Here is a 19,609-nt window from a genome sequence, read left to right as displayed (position 1 = left end):
TTCAGCTCACCAACTTTACGTTGGCAAATTGAGTCTATTTTAAAGAAAAGCCGCCCTTAAGTCTAGTTAAATTTCGTGCAACAGCCGTTGTAGTAACGCCTTGGTGTCGAGCATATCGCGCATTTTATAACGGCCCGCAGGTTGCCCCGCCAGCCATTGCGCTGCCTGCACCGCGCCACGGGCAAACACCTGGCGATCGCGGATCCTGTGGGTCAGCTCAATACGCTCTCCGGTCTGGGCAAGATAAACGCTATGTTCGCCGACAATATCTGCCGCACGCAGCACGGCAAAACCGATACTTCCCGCCTGACGGGGGCCCTCGCCACGAATTCCTGCGGTGCTTTGCGCCAGAGTGGTGCCGCGTCCGGTTGCTGCCGCTTCGCCTAACACCAGGGCGGTACCAGAGGGCGCGTCACGCTTCGCCGCGTGGTGCGCTTCAAGAATTTCGATATCTGCGTCAGCAAATCCGGCACTAGCCAAAGTAACGAGTTGTTCCATCAGCGCGATACCAACACTGGTATTGGCCGCGTAAAGCACGGGCAGCGACTGCGACGCCTGTGCCAGCGTATCCTGATCGGCGTCCGCCAACCCCGTCGTACAAACGACTATTGGCGCCCCCAAGTGCTGCGCCAGGGCAAGATTATGCGATAACGCCTGTGGTAGGCTAAAATCAATCATCACATCGACGCTACCGGGCTCTAATTCACGGCCCGAACTGTAGTGCCTGCCGGCAAGTCGCGGATCGTCCGGCGCCTGGCCCAGCTGGCTGGACTGTTCACTGACAATGGCAGCAGCGCACTCATGCCCCTGCGCTATCAACTCTTGCAGGACTGCCTGTCCCATGCGCCCACTGGCGCCAATTACCGCTACCTTCATGATTGCTCCTGTGGCATCCCGACAAGCTCTTCACCAGCGCCATTATCTTCGCGTCCAAGCACGACTGCAACTGCCATATCACCAGTGACATTGGTCGCTGTGCGAGCCATATCAATAATGCGATCGATAGCAGCGATAAAGGCAATGCCCTCCAGCGGTAAGCCTACCACATTCAGGGTGACTGTCAGCATCACCAGGGCGGTGCCAGGCACACCCGCGGTGCCGATTGAGGCCAGGGTTGCGGTACCCGTGATCAGTAAGTAATCCATCCACTCCAGCGGCACGCCGTAAAGTTGCGCAATAAAAATTGCGGCAATCGCCGGATAAATACCGCCACAGCCGTCCATATTAATGGTGGCACCTAATGGCAACACGAAGCTGGCATAGGACTTTTTCACCCGCAGGCGTTCGGTAATGGCCTGATGGGCTGCGGGAATCGTACCAAAGCTGCTACAGGTGGTGTAAGCGACTAGCTGAGCTGAAAACACCGACTTGAAGAAAAACCAGGGTGACATCCCGGCAAGCCGCACCATGGAGCCGTAAACAAAGACAATATGAATAAAGCAGGCGAGATAAATCGCACCGACAAAAGCCGCCAGCGGTGCCAGACTACTCAAGCCATAACTGCCGACCACCCAGGCCATCAGACCGAGTACGCCAAAGGGCGTCAATTCAAGCACCATCTTGGTAATACGGTACATCACCTGAGCACCGGATTTTAACACGTTACCCAGTGCCTGAGCCGGCTGCCCTACCTGGCGGATAGCAATACCCACGAGGGCTGCAAACACCACGATCTGCAAAATTTTACCTTCGCTGAGCGCAGCAAAGGGATTGCTCGGGATCATGTTCAGAAACACCGCGATAGGCCCAGGAACGTCTTTCTCCTGATAATCTGGCGAAGCCACCAGATTTTGTGTCGGTGACACATCCAGTAAACTACCGACGGCAAGGCCGATGACACTGGCAAGGACAGCCGTCAGCAAGAACAGACCTACGGTTTTTGCACCTATTTTTCCCAGCCCTTCGTCTTCGCCAAACTGCAAAATAGCATTCACGATGGCACAGAAAATCAGTGGCGCCACCAGCATTTTTAAGGCTTGAATAAACAGATCACCTAAGGGCTTCAGGGCTACAGCAAAGTCCGGCACCAAAAGTCCCGCGGCCACACCAAGCACAAAAGCACCCAGCACCCGTTGCCAGAACGGAATTGCAAACCAGGTTTTGAGCATAGATCCTCACATCGCTCGTCAAAAAGAATCTATTGTACGGGGGATGTCTGGAATGGGATTAGAACGATTGGTTATTCGTTATTCGTTAATGGTGCGGCCGCGTGGTGCGGCCGCTGGGTACTAAAAGTTCGGGTCTAAGATTTAAGGTTTACGACAGCTTGGCTGCGGCGCCTGACGGTAGGTGCTCATGGCATCAACGGCAAGCGCTTCAAGCTTTTCAATGCGCGTTTGCGGTGACGGGTGAGTCGATAGGAATTCAGGCGGGTTCGGGCCGGCCTGTTGGGCCATGTTCCGCCACAACTCAGCGGCTTCTCGAGGGTCGTAACCGGCAGCAGCCATATAACCTAAACCGAGCTCATCAGATTCACTTTCATGAATCCGCGAATACGGCAGGATGTAACCCAGTTGCACACCTACGCCGAGGGCGCCCATGACCAGCGCAGCTGTATCGCTGTCCATTTCCTGTCCGACCAGAATGCCGCCTAACTGCAGGCCAAGACCTGCAGCAAACTGATTCGACATACGCTCATTACTGTGTTGCGCGATAACGTGGCCTATTTCATGGCCTATCACAGCGGCCAGTTGTGCGGCATTTTCAGCCACCTCTATCAGGCCAGTGTAAACACCTATTTTGCCGCCTGGCAGCGCAAAGGCATTCACCGCTTCGCTTTCAAACACAGTGACTTCCCACTGCTGCTGCGCCCACTGCTCTGGAAGCACAGCAATGAGATCGTCAGAGATACACTGCACATAACTATTCAGGGCAGGATCCCTGGAGATTTTTTCTTCCTGCTTCAGAGCATTATAACTTTGCGCACCTAATTGAGCGATTTCATCGCTACTGAACAACTGCAACTGAGATCGTCCCGTGGGGGATTGCGTGCAAGCCACCAGGCCGGTTAAGCCCAGGGCCAGAAGTCCATATTTTAGTGTGCGCATCGCCTGCCTCCGATTGAGTTCCAAAGAAGAATTAACCGCGAAGATCGTCGAAGAAACGTTTCACACCATCAAAAAAGCCTTTTTCTTTCGGCCGATAGTGCGCTGCCTCATCGCCTGTGCCCATGGATTCGTCCAACTGACGCAACAGATCCCGTTGGTCGTCCGACAGGTTCACTGGTGTTTCGATAACAACCTTACAAATTAGGTCGCCAACGGCACCGGTTCGCACCGAGCGGACGCCTTTTCCACGCAGCCGGAACAGCTTACCTGTTTGCGTCTCCGCTGGGATTTTCAACTTAACCTTACCTTCCAGCGTCGGTACCTGAATATCACCGCCTAAAGCTGCATGGGTAAAGCTTAAAGGTACTTCACAATAGAGATTATTGCCATCGCGTTTAAAAATTGGGTGTTCACGCACATGCACCTGCACGTACAGATCGCCAGCAGGGGCGCCCATTTCACCCGCTTCGCCTTCGCCGTTCAGGCGAATACGGTCGCCGGTATCAACGCCAGCAGGGATTTTCACATTCAGTGTTTTTGTACGCTCAACCCGACCTTCACCGTGACAGGTCCGGCAAGGATCCTTAATGACTTTACCGCGGCCCCGACAATGTGGGCAGGGTTGTTGTACGGCAAAGAAGCCCTGCCGCATTTGAATATGACCACTGCCGTGACAGTGTGAACAGGTTTCAGCGCTGGAGCCTTCACGAGCGCCCGAGCCATCACAGTCCTCACATTCGGCCAGCTTAGGAATTTTTAAATCGACTTCTTTACCGCGAACAGCTTCCTCTAAGGAAAGTTCGAGGTTATAGCGCAGATCTGAGCCTCGCGCTGCCTGCGCACGACCGCGACGGCCACCGCCGCCACCAAAAATATCACCGAACACATCACCAAAAATATCGGCAAAATCCGCAGCGCCGGCTCCGCCGCCACCGCCAAAGCCGCCCTGGCCTTGCTCAAATGCGGCATGACCATACTGGTCATAGGCTGCTCGCTTTTGCGGATCCATCAGCACTTCATACGCTGTTTTGACTTCCTTGAACTTCAGTTCAAGGTCTTTATCACCCTTGGTACGATCCGGGTGATACTTCATCGCCATGCGCTTGTAGGCTTTCTTGATGTCGCGTTCGCTGGCATCTCTGCTTACGCCCAGCACTTCATACAAATCTGGTTTCGCCATAATATTGCGTCTTCCACTTTCCTATTTAGCTTTGTCCTGACACAAACACACGGAGGCCACCTGCTGGCAACCCCCGTGCGTTGTTATCACAGACACCCGGTGGGCGTATGATTACTTTTTCTCGTCGTCTTTGACTTCTTCAAACTCAGCATCGACGACATCATCGTCTTGCTTCGCTTGCTGACCACCAGCTTCAGCTCCAGCGTCCTGCTGCTGAGCTTTTTGCTGTGCTGCTTCCATGAGCTTGCCAGAGGCTTCCACCAGCGCTTGCTGCTTGGCTTCGATCTGTTCTTTCTCATTGCTTTTCACAGCTGCTTCGAGGTCAGTAATAGCCGCTTCAATCTTCTCTTTTTCAGCGCTATCCAAATCATCGCCAACTTCATCAAGTTGCTTACGAGTGGCATGCACAAGAGCGTCAGCCTGGTTGCGAACCTGAACCATTTCCTCAAACTTGCGATCTTCTTCGGCATGGGCTTCAGCGTCGCGTACCATTTTCTCGACTTCATCATCGCTCAGACCAGACGAAGCTTTGATGGTGATTTTCTGCTCTTTGCCAGTGTCTTTATCTTTCGCAGACACGTGCAGGATACCATCTGCATCGAGGTCAAAGGTGACTTCAATCTGAGGCACGCCACGTGGCGCCGGACGAATTCCTTCCAGGTTAAACTGACCCAGCGACTTGTTGTCAGCCCCACGCTTACGCTCACCCTGCAACACATGCACGGTAACGGCAGACTGGTTGTCGTCAGCGGTCGAGAAGGTCTGCGATTGCTTCGTCGGAATCGTGGTGTTCTTCTCAATCAACTTGGTCATCACGCCGCCCATGGTTTCAATACCCAGCGACAGTGGTGTTACGTCCAGTAGCAAGACGTCTTTAACGTCACCCTGCAAAACACCAGCCTGAACTGCAGCACCTACAGCAACGGCTTCGTCAGGGTTCACGTCACGACGTGGCTCTTTACCGAAGAAATCAGTGACTGCCTGCAGCACCTTCGGCATCCGTGTCTGGCCACCCACGACGATGATGTCCTGGATATCGCTGACAGACAGATCCGCATCAGCAAGAGCTTGCTTGACCGGCTCCATTGAGCGGGTAATCAAGTCTTCTACCAGAGATTCCAGTTTCGCGCGGGTCACTTTGATTGCCAGGTGCTTAGGACCGGTGTTATCGGCCGTAATGTACGGCAGATTAACTTCCGTCTGCTGTGCAGAAGACAACTCAATCTTGGCTTTTTCAGCAGCTTCTTTCAGACGCTGCATCGCCAGCGGATCTTTACGCAAGTCGATACCCTGATCTTTATTGAACTGCTCAACCAGATAGTTAATCAAACGGTTATCAAAGTCTTCACCACCTAAGTGAGTATCACCGTTGGTCGCTAGCACCTCAAAGGTATGCTCGCCTTCAACTTCATCAATTTCGATAATTGAGATATCAAAGGTACCGCCACCTAAGTCATAAACAGCAATGGTGTTGTCGCCTTTTTTCTTGTCCAGGCCATACGCCAGCGCGGCTGCGGTAGGTTCGTTAATGATACGCTTCACTTCAAGACCCGCAATACGGCCGGCGTCTTTAGTTGCCTGACGTTGCGCATCGTTAAAGTAAGCAGGTACAGTGATTACCGCTTCAGTGACTTTCTCACCGAGGTAATCTTCCGCAGTTTTCTTCATTTTCTTCAGAATTTCTGCCGAGATTTGCGGTGGCGCCTTTTTCTCGTCGTTAATTTCGACCCAGGCATCGCCATTCTCAGCTTCAATAATTTTGTACGGCATGATGCCGATATCACGCTGAACTTCTTCGTCTTTAAAGCGACGACCGATCAAGCGCTTAATCGCAAACAAGGTTTTATTCGGGTTGGTCACTGCCTGGCGTTTTGCCGGCTGACCCACCAGGGTTTCACCGTCGTCAGTAAAGGCTACGACCGAAGGGGTCGTGCGATCGCCCTCTGCGTTTTCAATCACGCGCGGCTTGTCGCCGTCGAGTACTGCTACGCAAGAGTTTGTAGTACCTAAATCGATTCCAATAATTCTGCCCATGTTTGTCTCCAACTCCAACTTTCAAAACTAATTCGTTATTCCAGATATGGGGCGGTCATGATTCATTTTCAATAGCCGCCGACTGGAAATCCCTTTGCAATGACTGATAAATGGGGCTGAGATTGAAGATTACAAGCGAATTAGACAATTTATTTCAGCCGCTCGCTTGAGCTCTTTGGATAAGACGACAATCCAGCCGTAATCATCAGTAAAATCTTTAACTCACGCCTATTTTGTCGGGGCTGGCCTCGCGCCTGGCCCCGCCACGCGATATCAGTTTTTTACCACCATCACCATCGCTGGTCTTAACAGTCGCCCACTGAGCGTATAGCCCTTTTGCATGACCGCCAAAATGGTGTTGTTTTCTTTGCCTTCAGCAGCCTGCATCGACATTGCCTGATGCAGATCAGGGTTGAAGGTCTCCCCTTCTTCACCCACTGCTTCCACACCAAATTTCTGTAACGTGGTCAGTAAGCTCTTGTGGGTCAGTTCAATACCTTCCAGGAAGTTCGCGTTAATCGTTTCTTCGTTAGCCGCTATCGCCAGCGCGCGTTCAAGATTATCAACGGTGGTCAACAGTTCGTTGGCAAACTTCTCTAGTGCGAATTTATGTGCTTTTTCAACATCCATGGCGGCGCGACGGCGCACGTTCTCCATTTCGGCAACAGCGCGAACTGCGCGATCCTTTGACTCTTCAGCACGCTGTTCAGCCTGCGCTAAAGCCAGTTCCAGCTCGGCAATCTGTTCATTTAGCGCAGCAACATCGTCACCCTGCGCCTCACCGGCTTTCTGTTCCGGCTGAGTATCCCCATCCTGTTGGGTCTCAACATCAGCATTTTCAACATCCTGCTGGGTGTCATGTTCGGCGTCTTGCGCTACTTCGTGCTCTTGATTTTCCTTGGCAGAATCGTGTTTTGTCATGTTTCGTTACTCTTCCAATGTGATATAACTAAGCTTGTGCACAGTTATGGGGGCACAGTTTTTCGATTCAAGGCTAATGCATACAAAATTGGAGAAACTTACTATGGCGTCTTCCTCGCAACATGCCTTTCAACGTGTTGCCTTGTTGGGCAAAGTGAATCATGAAGCAACGCGTACCACGCTACTGACTCTGGAGCGGGAATTAACCAATGCCGGAGTAGAGGTCATCATTGAAGAACGCACAGCTAAACAGCTGGGCGAAGATATCAGCAGCCCCACCTTTAGCCTTGACAACCTTGGTGATGAGGCCGATTTAGCCGTGGTCGTCGGTGGTGACGGCAATATGCTCGGCGCGGCCCGGGTACTCTGTGAAAACGATGTTGCAGTGATTGGCGTCAATCGCGGCAATTTAGGCTTCCTGACGGATCTTGATCCCGACCATGTGATGGAGCAATTGCTCGACGTACTGGACGGAAATTTCATTTCTGAACAACGTTTTTTGCTGCAAGCGGAGGTCGTACGTGACGGCGAGCGTCGCGATGTCGGGCGGGCCATTAATGAAGTAGTGCTGCACTCAGACAAAGTCGCACATATGATTGAGTTTGAAGTCTATGTTGACCATGATTTTGTTTACAGCCAGCGCTCTGACGGCCTCATCATCAGCACACCGACCGGCTCAACCGCCTACTCGCTTTCCGGCGGCGGTCCTATCCTGACCCCAAACCTGAACGCTATATCACTGGTCTCCATGTTCCCCCATACTTTAAGTAGCCGCCCTATCGTGGTGGATGCGGACTGTACCCTGCATCTGCGCCCCGCGCCCGACAACGGTACCCTGCAAATCAGCTGCGATGGGCACCGGCGCATGGAAGTCCTCCCGAAAGATGAGGTCCTGATCCATAAATACCCGCATACATTGCGTTTGATTCATCCTAAAGATCATAGTTATTTCAGGGTGTTAAGAAACAAATTAGGATGGGGTAGCCGACTCTTCTGAAAACCTCCTTGCATTACTGTATGAATACTGTATAAATACTGTATGTAAACACAGTGGTTGATAAGAGAGGTTCCTCATGTTGATGCATCTGCAAGTCCGCAACTTCGCCGTGGTTCGTCAATTAACCGTTGATTTTCAAGCAGGCATGACTGCGATCACCGGCGAAACTGGAGCGGGAAAATCCATTGCACTGGATGCCCTTGGCCTGTGTCTTGGCGACCGCGCCGAAACCGATTCCATCCGTGCCGAGGCTGAAAAAGCTGAGGTGATTGCGAGCTTTCAGGTTCCGCATAAATCTCCGGCTGCAGTCTGGCTTAGTGAAAACGAGCTGATGGATGAAGAAGAGCCCGATCATTGCGTATTACGCCGTCTCATTACTCGCGAAGGACGCTCGAAAGCCTGGATCAACGGTTATCCGGTCAATGTTGCGCAACTCAAGCAGTTGGCACCCTTGCTGGTCAATATTCATGGTCAACATGAACATCAACTGCTGACCCGGCCTGAACATCAACTCGAACTCCTCGACGCCTATGCCCGGCATAGCCATTTGTTAAGTGAGGTCGAATCTGCTTATCAACAATGGTATCAACTTCGCAAACAGCAAAAAGAAGCTCTGCAGAAGCAGGAAGAGCGTCAGTCTCGCGCACAGTTAGTCCGTTATCAGGTCGAAGAACTCGACCAATTTGCGCTTGCCGAAGGTGAATACACTGAACTTGAGCTACAGCACAAGCGCTTAAGTAACAGCTCCGCCTTGCAAGAAGACAGTCAATTCGCATTAAATGCTCTGTATGAAGGCGAACACAACAACGCTTACAGCCTGGTTCAGACCGCCCTATTACGACTGGAAGAACAGTTGAGCATAGACCCGCAACTCGAACCCGCGGTTAAACTGCTCGGCGAGGCCAGTGTACAAATCGAAGAAGCCGCCCGGGAATTGCGGTTGTATAGCGATGGAATCGAAGTTGATAGTGACCTCCTGGTACAGGTGGAACGCCGCGTCACTCAGGCAGTACAGCTGGCACGCAAACACCAGCTCGATCCAGAACAGCTACCCAAGCTTCATCAGCAGCTCAGCGAGGAATTAGCAGAGCTCGAAGCGGCGGAAGCAAAACTCGCTGATTCCGATGAACAGGTGCAGGCCGCCGCTCAACACTACCGTAAAGTTGCTGCAAAACTGTCCAAGCAACGGCAACGTGCGGCACAAGAACTTGGTGAACAGATCTCAACATCCATGCGCGCTCTGAATATGCCTCATGGTCGATTTGTGATCGCCGTAGATCATCAGGAACAAGCTCCGGCAACACGCCTTGGCACTGACTCTGTGGTCTTTCAGGTTACCACCAACCCAGGCCAGCCCTTACAAGCGCTGGCGAAAGTTGCCTCTGGCGGTGAGCTGTCCCGTATAAGTCTCGCCATCCAGGTGATTACGGCAGCACAGTTAACCACTCCCACGCTGATGTTTGATGAGGTTGATGTAGGAGTCAGTGGCGCGACGGCTGCCACTGTCGGTAAGTTGTTACGACAGTTGGGGCAAAATAATCAAGTCATCTGTGTGACCCATTTGCCGCAAGTAGCCGCTAAGGCGCATCAACAGTTGCGGGTCGACAAGACCACCGACGGCGAAAGTACAGAAACCCAGATGACCGCACTCGACCATGATCATCGTGTGATCGAGCTCGCCCGTTTACTTGGCGGTGACACAATCACGGCCACCACAAAAGCCAATGCCGCGGAATTACTCGCTACTGGCTCTTAGTTTTAGGGAACATTCGCACAAGATTGCGGTCAATCTTGTGCGCAAGGCTAGTTATTCATGATAGCTTTGTTTATCATCCTTATTAATGAGCTCCTCAAACAAGAAGTAAAACGTATTTTATGAAAAAACTTATGCTAATCGGCATGGTGATCGCGTTAAGTGGTTGCTCCGTATTTGAGAAACTGGTGTATCGGATTGATGTACCACAAGGAAATTATCTTGAGCAGCGCGACGTTAACCAGCTCCGCGTTGGCATGACTAAAGAACAGGTTGCTTACGTGCTGGGTGTGCCGGTTGCAGAAAACGTTTTCGCCAATGACACCTGGTACTACGTTTTTAATATGGAAGCAGGCAAAGGCAGTGATTATCGCCGTAGCGTGACACTGACCTTCGAAGACGGCAAACTCGCCACCTACGAAGGTGATTTTGACCGGCCAGAGAATTTCGACACGCCGCTGGATCAATAAACAGGCCGTTGCCAGCGCACCTCCGCAGCTAGATAAAAATTCGGGGAGTGTATGAAGCCGAGCAACAGCCTCGACCATTTTACCGATATTATTCAAAGCCCAACAGATCATCGCGACTATGCGATGGTCGTGTTGCCTAATGGCTTGCGCTGCGCCTTGGTGCACGATGCCCAGTCGGAACAAAGCACCGCAGCTTTAGCCGTCGCAGCCGGTCACTTTCACGACCCGATAAACCGGCAGGGACTTGCGCATTTTCTCGAGCATATGCTATTTCTGGGAACCGATGGTTATCCTGAACCAACGGCTTACCACGATTTTATCCATCAACATGGCGGCCATCATAACGCCTGGACCGGCACTGAGTTCAGCAGTTATTACTTCACCTGCGACGCGCAGGCATTTAGCTCTGCACTAGACCGCTTTTCCCGTTTCTTTTACCAACCCAAGTTTAATCGTGAATGGGTCGCCAAGGAAATTCAATCCATTGAGGCTGAGTTTAAGCTCAAACAAAAGGATGAATTGCGCCGGCTTTATCAGGTCCATAAAACCACCGCCAATCCGGCGCATCCGTTTCATAAGTTTTCTGTTGGCAATCTCGCAACACTTACAGATGCCGGCGATACCACATCCCTGGAATGCGAACTAAAAGCCTTTTTTGAGCGCTGGTATCGCGCCAATCGGATGACATTAGTACTGGCCGGCCCGCAGTCGCTGACCGAGCTGGAGTCTCTGGCAACGGACTACTTTCAGCCAGTGCCCGGTGGTGGCGAAGAAATTACAGCGCAGACCGAGCCGCTTTACCTACCTGAACAACTTGGTATTCAACTCAATGTACGGCCATTGAAAGACGCCCGCCGTCTCATTCTTGCCTTCGCATTACCCGGCATCGATGACGATTACCCCCACAAGTCGACCAGCTTTATCGCTCATTTGTTGGGGTATGAAGGCCCCGGTAGCCTATTTGCCGAACTACACCGGCGCCACCTGATTAACAGCTTGTCTGCGGGCGGTGGTATCAGCGGTAGTAATTTCAAAGACTTTAACATCAATATGCAATTGACAGACGAGGGGCTCGAAGCCACTGACGTCATTATTGAACAGGTTTTTGCCACCCTGCGCCTAATTGAACAACAGGGACTCGAAGAGTGGCGATATAACGAACGCCAAACCGTGATCGCCAATGCATTTCGTTTTCAGGAGCCGGCGCGTACTTCCGATCTGGCGCCGCAGCTGGCAATTAACATGCACCATTATCGCCCCCATGACCTCATTTTTGGCGACTACCGGATGACCGGCCTGAATCATTCCAGGATTCGCCAGTTGCTCGCTGCGATGACGCCCGACAACATGCGCGCCACGCTGATTCATAAACAGGTTGAGGTGAGCGCTCACGAACCTATTTATGGTACCGATTACCAACTCAGCCCGCTTACCGAGGCGCAACTTCAGCGTTGGTCAGCACCATGTAAACCCTGGGGAGCATTACCGCCCGAAAACCCTTATTTACAACCCCTTGAAGCGCCGCTGGAACTGCGTGAGCCGATTGCATCAACACCGCAACAGCATCAGGTTGCAAGGGGGCTGACCCTTTGGCATCTGCAGGACCCAGATTTTCGTGCGCCAAAAGCGCACATTTATTGCCAGTTTATATTGCCCGAAGCAACCCGCTCCGCTCGCCACTATGCCTGCGCACGACTTTGGTGTGAGCTGATGATCGACCGTCTGAATGAAGATTGCTACGATGCTGAGATTGCCGGACTGCATTTTAATATCTACCCGCAACACTACGGTATTACCCTGCATGTGAGTGGTTACTCTGTTGGCATCGCTGAATTGACGGAGCGGATTCTGGCACGTTTTCAGATGCCCCAATTTGCTGAAACCCGCTGGCATGATATGCACCAGAAGCTAAAAGCGAATTGGCAGTCTGCACTCTCCAACAAGCCTCTTAATCTGCTCTTTGCACGACTTAATGTGCTGTTACAGCCACATATGTACGCACTTAGTGATCTGGCGGCAGCGCTGGCTGAAGTTGATTACGAGCAATTCAAAACCTGGCAGGCCCAACTTTTTGCGCAAACAGAGATAAAAATGCTGGCCCATGGCGACCTCGATCTTGAGCGTCTTGCACCGGTTCTAGACGGCGCTCAGCATTACTTCAAGCTTAGCGAAGGCCTGCAGGCGCAGGTTCCGCCAACCCATACGATGGCGAGTATAAAAACGTCCGGTAAACTCGCTGAACGCGGTAAGCTCACGACCCGCCACAGTGATCACGCTGCCTTGTTGGTGATTCAGGGCCAGTCCATGGACGTTACCGAGCAGGCGACCCTGCTGCTACTCAATCAGTTGATTCAGCCTCATTTATTTAACGAGCTGCGCACCCATCAGCAATTAGGCTACGTAGTTGGCAGTACCTTCATGCCCATCGAGCAACGACCACATCTGTTGTTATACGTGCAAAGTAGTGACTATTCGGCGCCGACCTTAGTTGACCGACTCACAGAGTTTGTAACACTTTTTACCGAACAGCTGGAGCAGCTCGGCAATGCCGATTTAGATAAAATCCGCGGGTTCCTGGTCCAGAAACTGCGTGAGCCAGACACCAATTTGCGCCTCCGCAGTCAGCGCCTCTGGACCTGCGTTTCGCAGTACAATGTGGCGTTCGATCGTCTCGATCAGATTGCGCAATTGCTTGAAAGTAAGCCGACTTCGTTTTTCCTGGAGAAAATGCGGCAACAATTATCCGCAAAACAGAGCCATGGCTTTATTACAGCGACTCCTAAAGAGCTTTGACAGCGGCGCGTTTATTGTTTAACTTGACGGATATATAACAAAAATAAGAGTTGTGCCCGAACGCAACCCAACAACAGGATGACACGTGCGTTTCAATACACAATTGATAAAGTGGTGGTTGACAGGGCTTTTGTTCTTGTCGCTTATCGCTCCGGTAGCTGCGCAAGTAAGTGCAGACGACTGGCGTGTTGAGCTGATCACGCTTCGTGTTGCAAACAAACCTGTTAATGCTAACGAGCTCGATGAACGTAACCGCGCTCAGCTCTACAGCGCCGAAAACCTGTACCTGCCCAGACTCGACCAGCCCCTGACCATCGAGTTTGGCGCGCCTTATGCGCCAGCCGCGCAAAAACTTTACTATCGTTACAAACTCGATGGATTCGATAAAGAGTGGATTTACACCGATGCCGATTACCGGCGGGCAACCTATACCAACCTCGGATTTGGCGCTTATACTTTTATGGTGCAGGCCTCCCCTAACGGTGAAACCTGGCTCGGCGAGCGAACCCTGGATGTTGCAGTTGCAAGTCCCGTCTGGCTCTCACCCTGGGCAATTGCTATTTACGTTGCCCTATTGCTGGGGCTGCTGCTTGCCTTTGGAACCATTCTCGGCGCAAGGCGACAAGCCATTCACTTACTACGCGACAGTGAAGAGCGTCTTAAGCTGAGTCTCTGGGGCAGTGGCGACCAGCTTTGGGATTGGCAGATCGCAGCCAACAAGCTGCACCGCCATAACACCTGGAGACAACTCAAGTGCTTCCCGCAAGATGGCATTCGCGAGGTATTTGAGACCGCCGCATCGAACATCCACGAATCTGATCTACGCAAAGTTCAACGCGCCCTGCGAGACTACCTCGATGGCCGTACCGATCATTATGAGCAAACCTATAGAGTGGCTACCGATAAAGGCTGGATGTGGGTTCTCGACCGCGGCAAGATCGTCGCCTATGACGACCAGCAGCAGCCTGCGCGTATGACCGGTACTTTAAAAGATATCACTCCGCTGGTGACCGCTGAAGAGCGACTAAAAATGCTTGCAGCATCGATTACCAACATCTCCGATGGGGTGTGCATATACGATCATCAGTTCCAGGTCGTCGAAACCAATCAGTCCTTCAGTAAGATTACCGGTTATCGCCGCGACGATATGCTCGGCCATACCCTGAAGCTTAGCCTGTACAGCCCTGATTATCTCAATCAAATCAAGCAAATGGTGCAACAACATGGCACCTGGCACGGTGAAATTGAGGACTTACGCAAAGATGGCACCGTTTATCAGATGGAGCTCACTTTCGACGCTATCTTCGATGACAGTAATGAAATCTCCTATTACGTGGCAACCTTCTCGGATATTACCGATCGCAAGAATGCAGAACGTGAACTACGCCGATTGTCCAACACCGACACCCTGACGGGTCTGCCTAACCGTTCTTATTTTCAGGTGAGTCATTCGAATCTGGTACGCAAACGTATCATGCATGCCCTGTTGCTTTTCGATCTGGATGATTTCAAAAAGATTAATGACTCTCTCGGCCATGAGATTGGCGACCACTTGCTGATGCACGTGGCCGAGCGTGTCGCTGAGGTCGGCCGCCCGCAGGATACGTTCTACCGGTTAGGTGGCGACGAGTTTAATTTAATTCTTGAAGATACTGCTGATGTGCGGATTATCACCTCAACAGCGAAGCGCATCCTTGAATGTCTGGCACAGCCTTTCCATATCAGCGGCCATGACATCGTGGTGAGCAGCTCGATAGGTATTGTGGTTTATCCCAACGATGGCCAGTCGTCACAGGAATTACTGCAAAACGCCGATACCGCCATGTATCACGCGAAAAATCGCGGCGGTAATACCTACCAGTTCTTTAACGAGTCCATGAATAAGAACGCAGTGCGCCGGCTGCAAGTCGAGAATCAGCTACGCCAAGCCCTGCGCAATAATTACTTGCAGGTTCATTACCAGCCGAAAGTGTCACTGCGCACCAACAAATTTGTCGGTCTGGAAGCGCTGGTCCGTCTCGAAATACCGGATAGCGGCGTGATAAGTCCTGCTGAGTTTATTCCGCTCGCCGAAGAAACAGGCCTTATCATCGAAGTTGGTGATCGCGTGTTACGCCAAACCTGTCGCGATATGCGTGAATGGGTTGAGGCCGGCGCCGTGCAGGGCCGGGTGGCAGTAAACCTGTCAGCGAAACAGTTCTTACAGCCTGATCTCGCCAAACATATTATGGGTATCCTGAAAGAAGAAGGCTTAGCTCCTGAGCACCTTGAGTTGGAGATCACCGAGGGCGTGGTGATGGATGATCCGGAACATGCCATAGAAATCATGACCGAACTCAACAATTGCGGCATTCATCTGGCACTGGACGACTTTGGCACAGGGTACTCTTCGCTGGCCTATCTGAAACGTTTCCCTATCCAGACGCTTAAGATTGATAAGGCCTTTATTGACGACATCAATGGTGCAGAACGAGACCGCAACATGGTCGCCTCTATCGTCGCTATGGCGCACAATCTGGGCCTCGATGTCGTCGCAGAGGGCGTCGTGAACCATGAGCAGGCGTCGACACTGAGTACACTGGACTGCGAGTTCGCGCAGGGCTTTTTATTCGCCCAGCCACTACGACGTGAACACTTCCTTGCTCACATCGCAACGACTCTCGCTGGGGCAACCAAAGATTAACGCGGCTGCCAGAATACGTGGTCACGCCCTAAAGCGCGCATTAAGGTAAGACGTTTCTGAGAGATAAACAGTGGCAGTACGATAGGGCCTAACAGTAATCCAGCAACAGCCCAGCGTTTCGCTGCCATAGCATTTTTCAAAGCTTGAACATAAAGTATCAGCGCAGACAACAAACAACACAGCGCGAGTAGCACAATAACCTCCTAAGTTAACCCCTGACGGTGCCCTCATACGAGCACCGCCAACGGCTACAACAACTTAATCTTGATAGAACGTGCGGCCTTCTTCCGCCATTTCAACTAACAATGGCGCCGGCTCGTAACGTTCGCCATGTTGCTTTGCATAAGCGCGCAACTGACCAACGACTTCCGCACAACCGAGACTATCCATGTAGCGGAACGGTCCACCGCGGAATGGTGGAAAACCAATACCGTAAATAGCCCCTATATCGCCGTCACGCGGACTTCTGATGATCTCTTCAGCCAGGCAGTAGACCGCCTCGTTAAGCATCAGGAAGACCGTACGCTGAGCCATTTCTGTTGCTGTCAGCTTGCTATCAGGCTGCACGCCTAACAGAGAGTAAACACTGGTATCAACATCCTTACCCGATGCTTTATCGCCGTAAGCATAAAATCCTTTCTTATTCTTCTTACCCTTGCGATCATCATCCAGCAGCTTCGAGAAGGCATCCGGAGCACGGAATCTGTCGCCAAGCTCATCAGCCATAATCGGCGCGACCTTTGCAGCAACGTCAATCCCCACTTCATCCATCAATTTCATTGGCCCCACCGGGAAGCCGAACTTCACCAGGGCTTTGTCAACGTCATCAATAGGCTCGCCACCTAACACCAGACGAGCAGCCTCGTTCATGTACGGCGCCAGGATACGGTTGACATAGAAACCTGCACCATCTTTCACAACAATTGGCGTTTTGCCCTGTTTCTTCGCCAGCTTAACCGTTGTCGCGATGGTTTCTGCCGAAGTTTTCTCGTGGGTAATAATTTCCGCCAGAGGCATTTTATCAACCGGCGAAAAGTAATGTAAACCAATTACATTCTGCGGACGTTTTGCTTTTGCCGCAATTTGCGTAATGGGCAGACTTGAGGTGTTGGTGGCAAAAATCACATGCTCCGGCGCAACAGACTCAATATCCGCGACCATCTTCTGCTTCAGTTCGAGATCTTCGAACACCGCCTCAATCACCAGATCGACCCGCTCGAAACCACTGTAGTCAAGTGAGCCGCTAAGCCTCAACATGGACTTTTCCAGCTCAGCGCGACGCATATGCTTGCGCTTTACTTTCTTGTTTAACAAGTCGTAGCTGTATTTCAGCGCGTGCGCAATGCCCTGCTCCTCAATGTCCTTAATACGTGCCGGCAGTTCAGCTTTTATCGCTGTTACGTAAGCAATACCGCCGCCCATCAGTCCACCGCCCAGCACACCAATACGGTCGAGTTTGCCGGGTTTGGTATCGCCGGCACCGGTTTCTTTCTTCATTGCCGTTGTGGCAAAGAAAATGCCACGCAGTTGCTTCGACTCGGGCGTCATTGCCAGTTCGCCAAACTGGCGTGCTTCGTACTCCAGGCCTTCGCTAAAGCCGTGTTCTGCACCATAAGCAATGGTATCGATAATTTTATCCAATGCCGGGTAATTCCCCTTACCTTTGGACTGTGCTTGTTCGCGAGCCTTTTTGAAGATCAGCTTACGCCCGGGCGGAGTGCGTTCAAGCGCCTTGTTAAACAGGCTGAGTTTAACTTTCTGCACTTTAGCCTTGCTGTTCAGGGTCTTTTCTACTGCCGCCTCCAGCAAAATACTCGCCGGCACGATTTCGTCAACAATGCCCTGCTTCTTCGCTTGTTTTGCTCGCAACTCTTTCCCCTGCAAAATCAGTGGTAACGCTTTTTGCAAACCAATGAGTCGCGGCAGGCGTTGCGTACCGCCGGAGCCGGGTAATAAACCCAGCTTAACTTCCGGCAGCCCCAGCTTAGTTTTATCGCTGTCGGTGCAGATTCGATAATGACATGCCATAGCTAACTCCAGACCACCGCCAAGACAAGCACCATCAATGGCTGCGACGACTGGAACCTTAAGTTGCTCAATGCGATCAAACATTGCCTGCCCCTGCCGCGCCAGACTTTCTGCATCGGCGGCAGTGTCGCAGTCATCAATCATGCTGATATCAGCGCCGGCCACAAAGGAGCCGGGCTTATCACTGATCACCACCACACCTTTGAGAGTGGACAGCTGCTCGAGTTTTTCCAGTACGTCAATGACCTCATCAGCAAAACTCGCTTTGAGGGTATTCATTGACTCACCGGGCACGTCAATATGAATGACCGCGACGCCGTCGTCACGGGTTTCCAGGCTAAATGCGCGTTGCGTATCACTCATTAGTTACTCTCCAAAATCATTGCTGCACCTAAACCACCAGCGGCACATGCCGTGGTCAGAGCGGTTCCGCCACCTCGGCGCTTAAGCTCATTTAAGGTTTGCGTAATCATCCGTGCACCGGTCGCTGCGAACGGGTGACCGTAAGCGATCGAGCCGCCAAGCACATTAAACTTATCCATATCGATCTCGCCGATGGCTTCACTGCGGCCAAGTTTTTCTTCGGCAAACTTCTTACTGCCCAACATTTTGACATTCGCCAGCGTCTGGGCTGCAAAGGCCTCATGCATATCGATTAAGTCAAGATCAGACAGCTTCATGCCAGCACGGTCCAGCGCGATGGGGGTCGAATAAGAAGGTCCCATCAGCATGTCTTTCTCTACTCCGATCGCACTAAAGGCATAGCTCTTAATATAACCCAGCACTTCATAGCCAAGCGCTTTGGCCTTGCTCTCTGTCATCAGCAGTACCGCAGCGGCGCCATCGGTTAACGGTGTGCTGTTGGCGGCCGTAACAGAACCATGTTTGCGATCAAATACAGGTTTGAGTTTGGCATAACCGTCCAGCTTGCTGTCACTACGAATGGTATTGTCGCGCTTCAGAAAATCCTTATAGGGTTCAGCATAGGCGGTCATGACTTCATCTTTCAGCTTGTCCGCTTCCCAGGCTTCATGGGCCAGTGAGTGCGAGCGATGTGCTAATGCATCCTGGTCGGCGCGGCTGATATCGTGGCTTTTCGCCATCTGTTCAGCAGTCTCCCCCATGGTGAGACCGGTGCTGTACTCGGCAATCGCCGGCGGCACCGGAGCCAAATCTTTAAAGCGCAAGCGCTTCAGAATCGCGAGGCGCTGGCCCAAGGTCCGCGCCTTGTTCAAATCCACCAGAGCAATCGCAAGCTTGCGGGTAACGCCAATCGGTAACACCGACGAAGAGTCAGCTCCGCCAGCGATACCCACACTGATATTACCGGCCAACATACTCTCGACAATATTCACTGTAGATTGAAAGCTGGTTGCGCAGGCGCGGGAGACGCTATAAGCATCAGTGCTGACAGGTAAACTGGTACCCAGAACGATTTCCCGGGCAATGTTAGGAGCAGACGGCATTTGCACCACCTGGCCGAAAACCAGCTGTTCTACTTCTTTGCCTTCCAGCCCATAACGATTGAGCATTTCCTGGACAACCATTTTGCCAAGATCAAGCGCTGGAATGCCGTGAAAGTAACTCGCTTGCTTGGCAAACGGTGTGCGCAAGCCAGCAACCACAGCAATGCGGTCACCTGTTGCGGTTGTCAATTGCTGACGTGACGTCATGTTCAACTACCTCTGTTCGGTGAATTGGGT

Annotated in this window: 14 protein-coding genes; 5 read left to right on the top strand and 9 right to left on the bottom strand. The window is 51.9% G+C overall.

Features of this window, described 5'->3' with window-relative positions:
- Positions 1-66 precede the first annotated feature (66 nt).
- The 6 genes from dapB to grpE form a co-directional block, all read right to left on the bottom strand.
- Positions 67-876 (bottom strand): 4-hydroxy-tetrahydrodipicolinate reductase, encoded by an 810-nt coding sequence (gene dapB, locus J6J34_RS04390; RefSeq protein ID WP_301898555.1) that lies wholly within the window; start codon positions 874-876, stop codon positions 67-69.
- Positions 873-2,108, bottom strand: a complete 1,236-nt coding sequence (locus J6J34_RS04385) for a dicarboxylate/amino acid:cation symporter (protein WP_301898554.1) — start codon at positions 2,106-2,108, stop codon at positions 873-875. The genes dapB and J6J34_RS04385 overlap by 4 nt, the downstream gene beginning before the upstream one ends.
- 141 nt (positions 2,109-2,249) lie before the next feature.
- Positions 2,250-3,047, bottom strand: a complete 798-nt coding sequence (locus tag J6J34_RS04380; RefSeq protein ID WP_301719908.1) for a M48 family metallopeptidase — start codon at positions 3,045-3,047, stop codon at positions 2,250-2,252.
- Positions 3,048-3,078: 31 nt separating this feature from the next.
- Positions 3,079-4,227 carry a molecular chaperone DnaJ gene (gene dnaJ, locus J6J34_RS04375; protein ID WP_301773706.1) on the bottom strand — a complete coding sequence of 383 codons (1,149 nt, stop codon included), beginning with the start codon at positions 4,225-4,227 and terminating at the stop codon, positions 3,079-3,081.
- A 111-nt stretch (positions 4,228-4,338) separates the two neighbouring features.
- Positions 4,339-6,261, bottom strand: a complete 1,923-nt coding sequence (gene dnaK, locus J6J34_RS04370; RefSeq protein WP_301719906.1) for a molecular chaperone DnaK — start codon at positions 6,259-6,261, stop codon at positions 4,339-4,341.
- Between the two features lie 273 nt (positions 6,262-6,534).
- On the bottom strand, positions 6,535-7,182 hold the full coding sequence (grpE, locus tag J6J34_RS04365) for a nucleotide exchange factor GrpE (protein ID WP_301898553.1): 648 nt from the start codon (positions 7,180-7,182) through the stop codon (positions 6,535-6,537).
- A 103-nt stretch (positions 7,183-7,285) separates the two neighbouring features.
- Between grpE and nadK the strand changes: the two genes are divergently transcribed.
- The 5 genes from nadK to J6J34_RS04340 all read left to right on the top strand — a co-directional run bounded on the left by nadK (position 7,286) and on the right by J6J34_RS04340 (position 15,878).
- A complete protein-coding gene (nadK, locus tag J6J34_RS04360; protein ID WP_301719904.1) occupies positions 7,286-8,179 on the top strand; it encodes an NAD(+) kinase in 894 nt (297 codons plus the stop codon).
- A 76-nt stretch (positions 8,180-8,255) separates the two neighbouring features.
- Complete coding sequence (gene recN / locus J6J34_RS04355; protein WP_301773702.1) at positions 8,256-9,935, top strand: DNA repair protein RecN; 1,680 nt, start codon at positions 8,256-8,258, stop codon at positions 9,933-9,935.
- A 119-nt stretch (positions 9,936-10,054) separates the two neighbouring features.
- Complete coding sequence (gene bamE, locus J6J34_RS04350) at positions 10,055-10,402, top strand: outer membrane protein assembly factor BamE (protein ID WP_301719902.1); 348 nt, start codon at positions 10,055-10,057, stop codon at positions 10,400-10,402.
- 51 nt (positions 10,403-10,453) lie between these two features.
- On the top strand, positions 10,454-13,195 hold the full coding sequence (locus J6J34_RS04345) for an insulinase family protein (RefSeq protein WP_301719901.1): 2,742 nt from the start codon (positions 10,454-10,456) through the stop codon (positions 13,193-13,195).
- An 85-nt stretch (positions 13,196-13,280) separates the two neighbouring features.
- Positions 13,281-15,878 carry an EAL domain-containing protein gene (locus J6J34_RS04340; protein ID WP_301719900.1) on the top strand — a complete coding sequence of 866 codons (2,598 nt, stop codon included), beginning with the start codon at positions 13,281-13,283 and terminating at the stop codon, positions 15,876-15,878.
- Here J6J34_RS04340 and J6J34_RS04335 read toward each other — a convergent pair.
- The 3 genes from J6J34_RS04335 to fadI all read right to left on the bottom strand — a co-directional run bounded on the left by J6J34_RS04335 (position 15,875) and on the right by fadI (position 19,579).
- Positions 15,875-16,006: a hypothetical protein gene (locus J6J34_RS04335; protein WP_301719899.1), complete on the bottom strand. Its 132-nt coding sequence runs from the start codon at positions 16,004-16,006 to the stop codon at positions 15,875-15,877. The two genes, J6J34_RS04340 and J6J34_RS04335, sit on opposite strands and share 4 nt — an antisense overlap.
- 130 nt (positions 16,007-16,136) lie before the next feature.
- Positions 16,137-18,269, bottom strand: coding sequence for a fatty acid oxidation complex subunit alpha FadJ (gene fadJ / locus J6J34_RS04330; RefSeq protein WP_301898552.1), 2,133 nt, complete (start codon positions 18,267-18,269; stop codon positions 16,137-16,139).
- Complete coding sequence (gene fadI, locus J6J34_RS04325) at positions 18,269-19,579, bottom strand: acetyl-CoA C-acyltransferase FadI (protein WP_301898551.1); 1,311 nt, start codon at positions 19,577-19,579, stop codon at positions 18,269-18,271. The genes fadJ and fadI overlap by 1 nt, the downstream gene beginning before the upstream one ends.
- Positions 19,580-19,609: the final 30 nt, after the last annotated feature.

This window comes from Pseudidiomarina terrestris, from assembly GCF_030466405.1.
Classification (GTDB): Bacteria; Pseudomonadota; Gammaproteobacteria; order Enterobacterales; family Alteromonadaceae; genus Pseudidiomarina; species Pseudidiomarina terrestris.
This window is presented reverse-complemented; position numbering and strand designations above follow the sequence as displayed.

Excerpts from the sequence above, each read along its gene's own strand:
- J6J34_RS04345 (WP_301719901.1), top strand. The coding sequence starts at position 10,454 with ATGAAGCCGAGCAACAGCCTCGACCATTTTACCGATATTATTCAAAGC.
- recN (WP_301773702.1), top strand. The coding sequence starts at position 8,256 with ATGTTGATGCATCTGCAAGTCCGCAACTTCGCCGTGGTTCGTCAATTA.
- nadK (WP_301719904.1), top strand. The coding sequence starts at position 7,286 with ATGGCGTCTTCCTCGCAACATGCCTTTCAACGTGTTGCCTTGTTGGGC.
- fadI (WP_301898551.1), bottom strand. The coding sequence starts at position 19,579 with ATGACGTCACGTCAGCAATTGACAACCGCAACAGGTGACCGCATTGCT.
- dnaK (WP_301719906.1), bottom strand. The coding sequence starts at position 6,261 with ATGGGCAGAATTATTGGAATCGATTTAGGTACTACAAACTCTTGCGTA.
- dapB (WP_301898555.1), bottom strand. The coding sequence starts at position 876 with ATGAAGGTAGCGGTAATTGGCGCCAGTGGGCGCATGGGACAGGCAGTC.
- bamE (WP_301719902.1), top strand. The coding sequence starts at position 10,055 with ATGAAAAAACTTATGCTAATCGGCATGGTGATCGCGTTAAGTGGTTGC.
- fadJ (WP_301898552.1), bottom strand. The coding sequence starts at position 18,269 with ATGAGTGATACGCAACGCGCATTTAGCCTGGAAACCCGTGACGACGGC.
- J6J34_RS04380 (WP_301719908.1), bottom strand. The coding sequence starts at position 3,047 with ATGCGCACACTAAAATATGGACTTCTGGCCCTGGGCTTAACCGGCCTG.
- J6J34_RS04335 (WP_301719899.1), bottom strand. The coding sequence starts at position 16,006 with ATGGCAGCGAAACGCTGGGCTGTTGCTGGATTACTGTTAGGCCCTATC.
- grpE (WP_301898553.1), bottom strand. The coding sequence starts at position 7,182 with ATGACAAAACACGATTCTGCCAAGGAAAATCAAGAGCACGAAGTAGCG.
- dnaJ (WP_301773706.1), bottom strand. The coding sequence starts at position 4,227 with ATGGCGAAACCAGATTTGTATGAAGTGCTGGGCGTAAGCAGAGATGCC.
- J6J34_RS04385 (WP_301898554.1), bottom strand. The coding sequence starts at position 2,108 with ATGCTCAAAACCTGGTTTGCAATTCCGTTCTGGCAACGGGTGCTGGGT.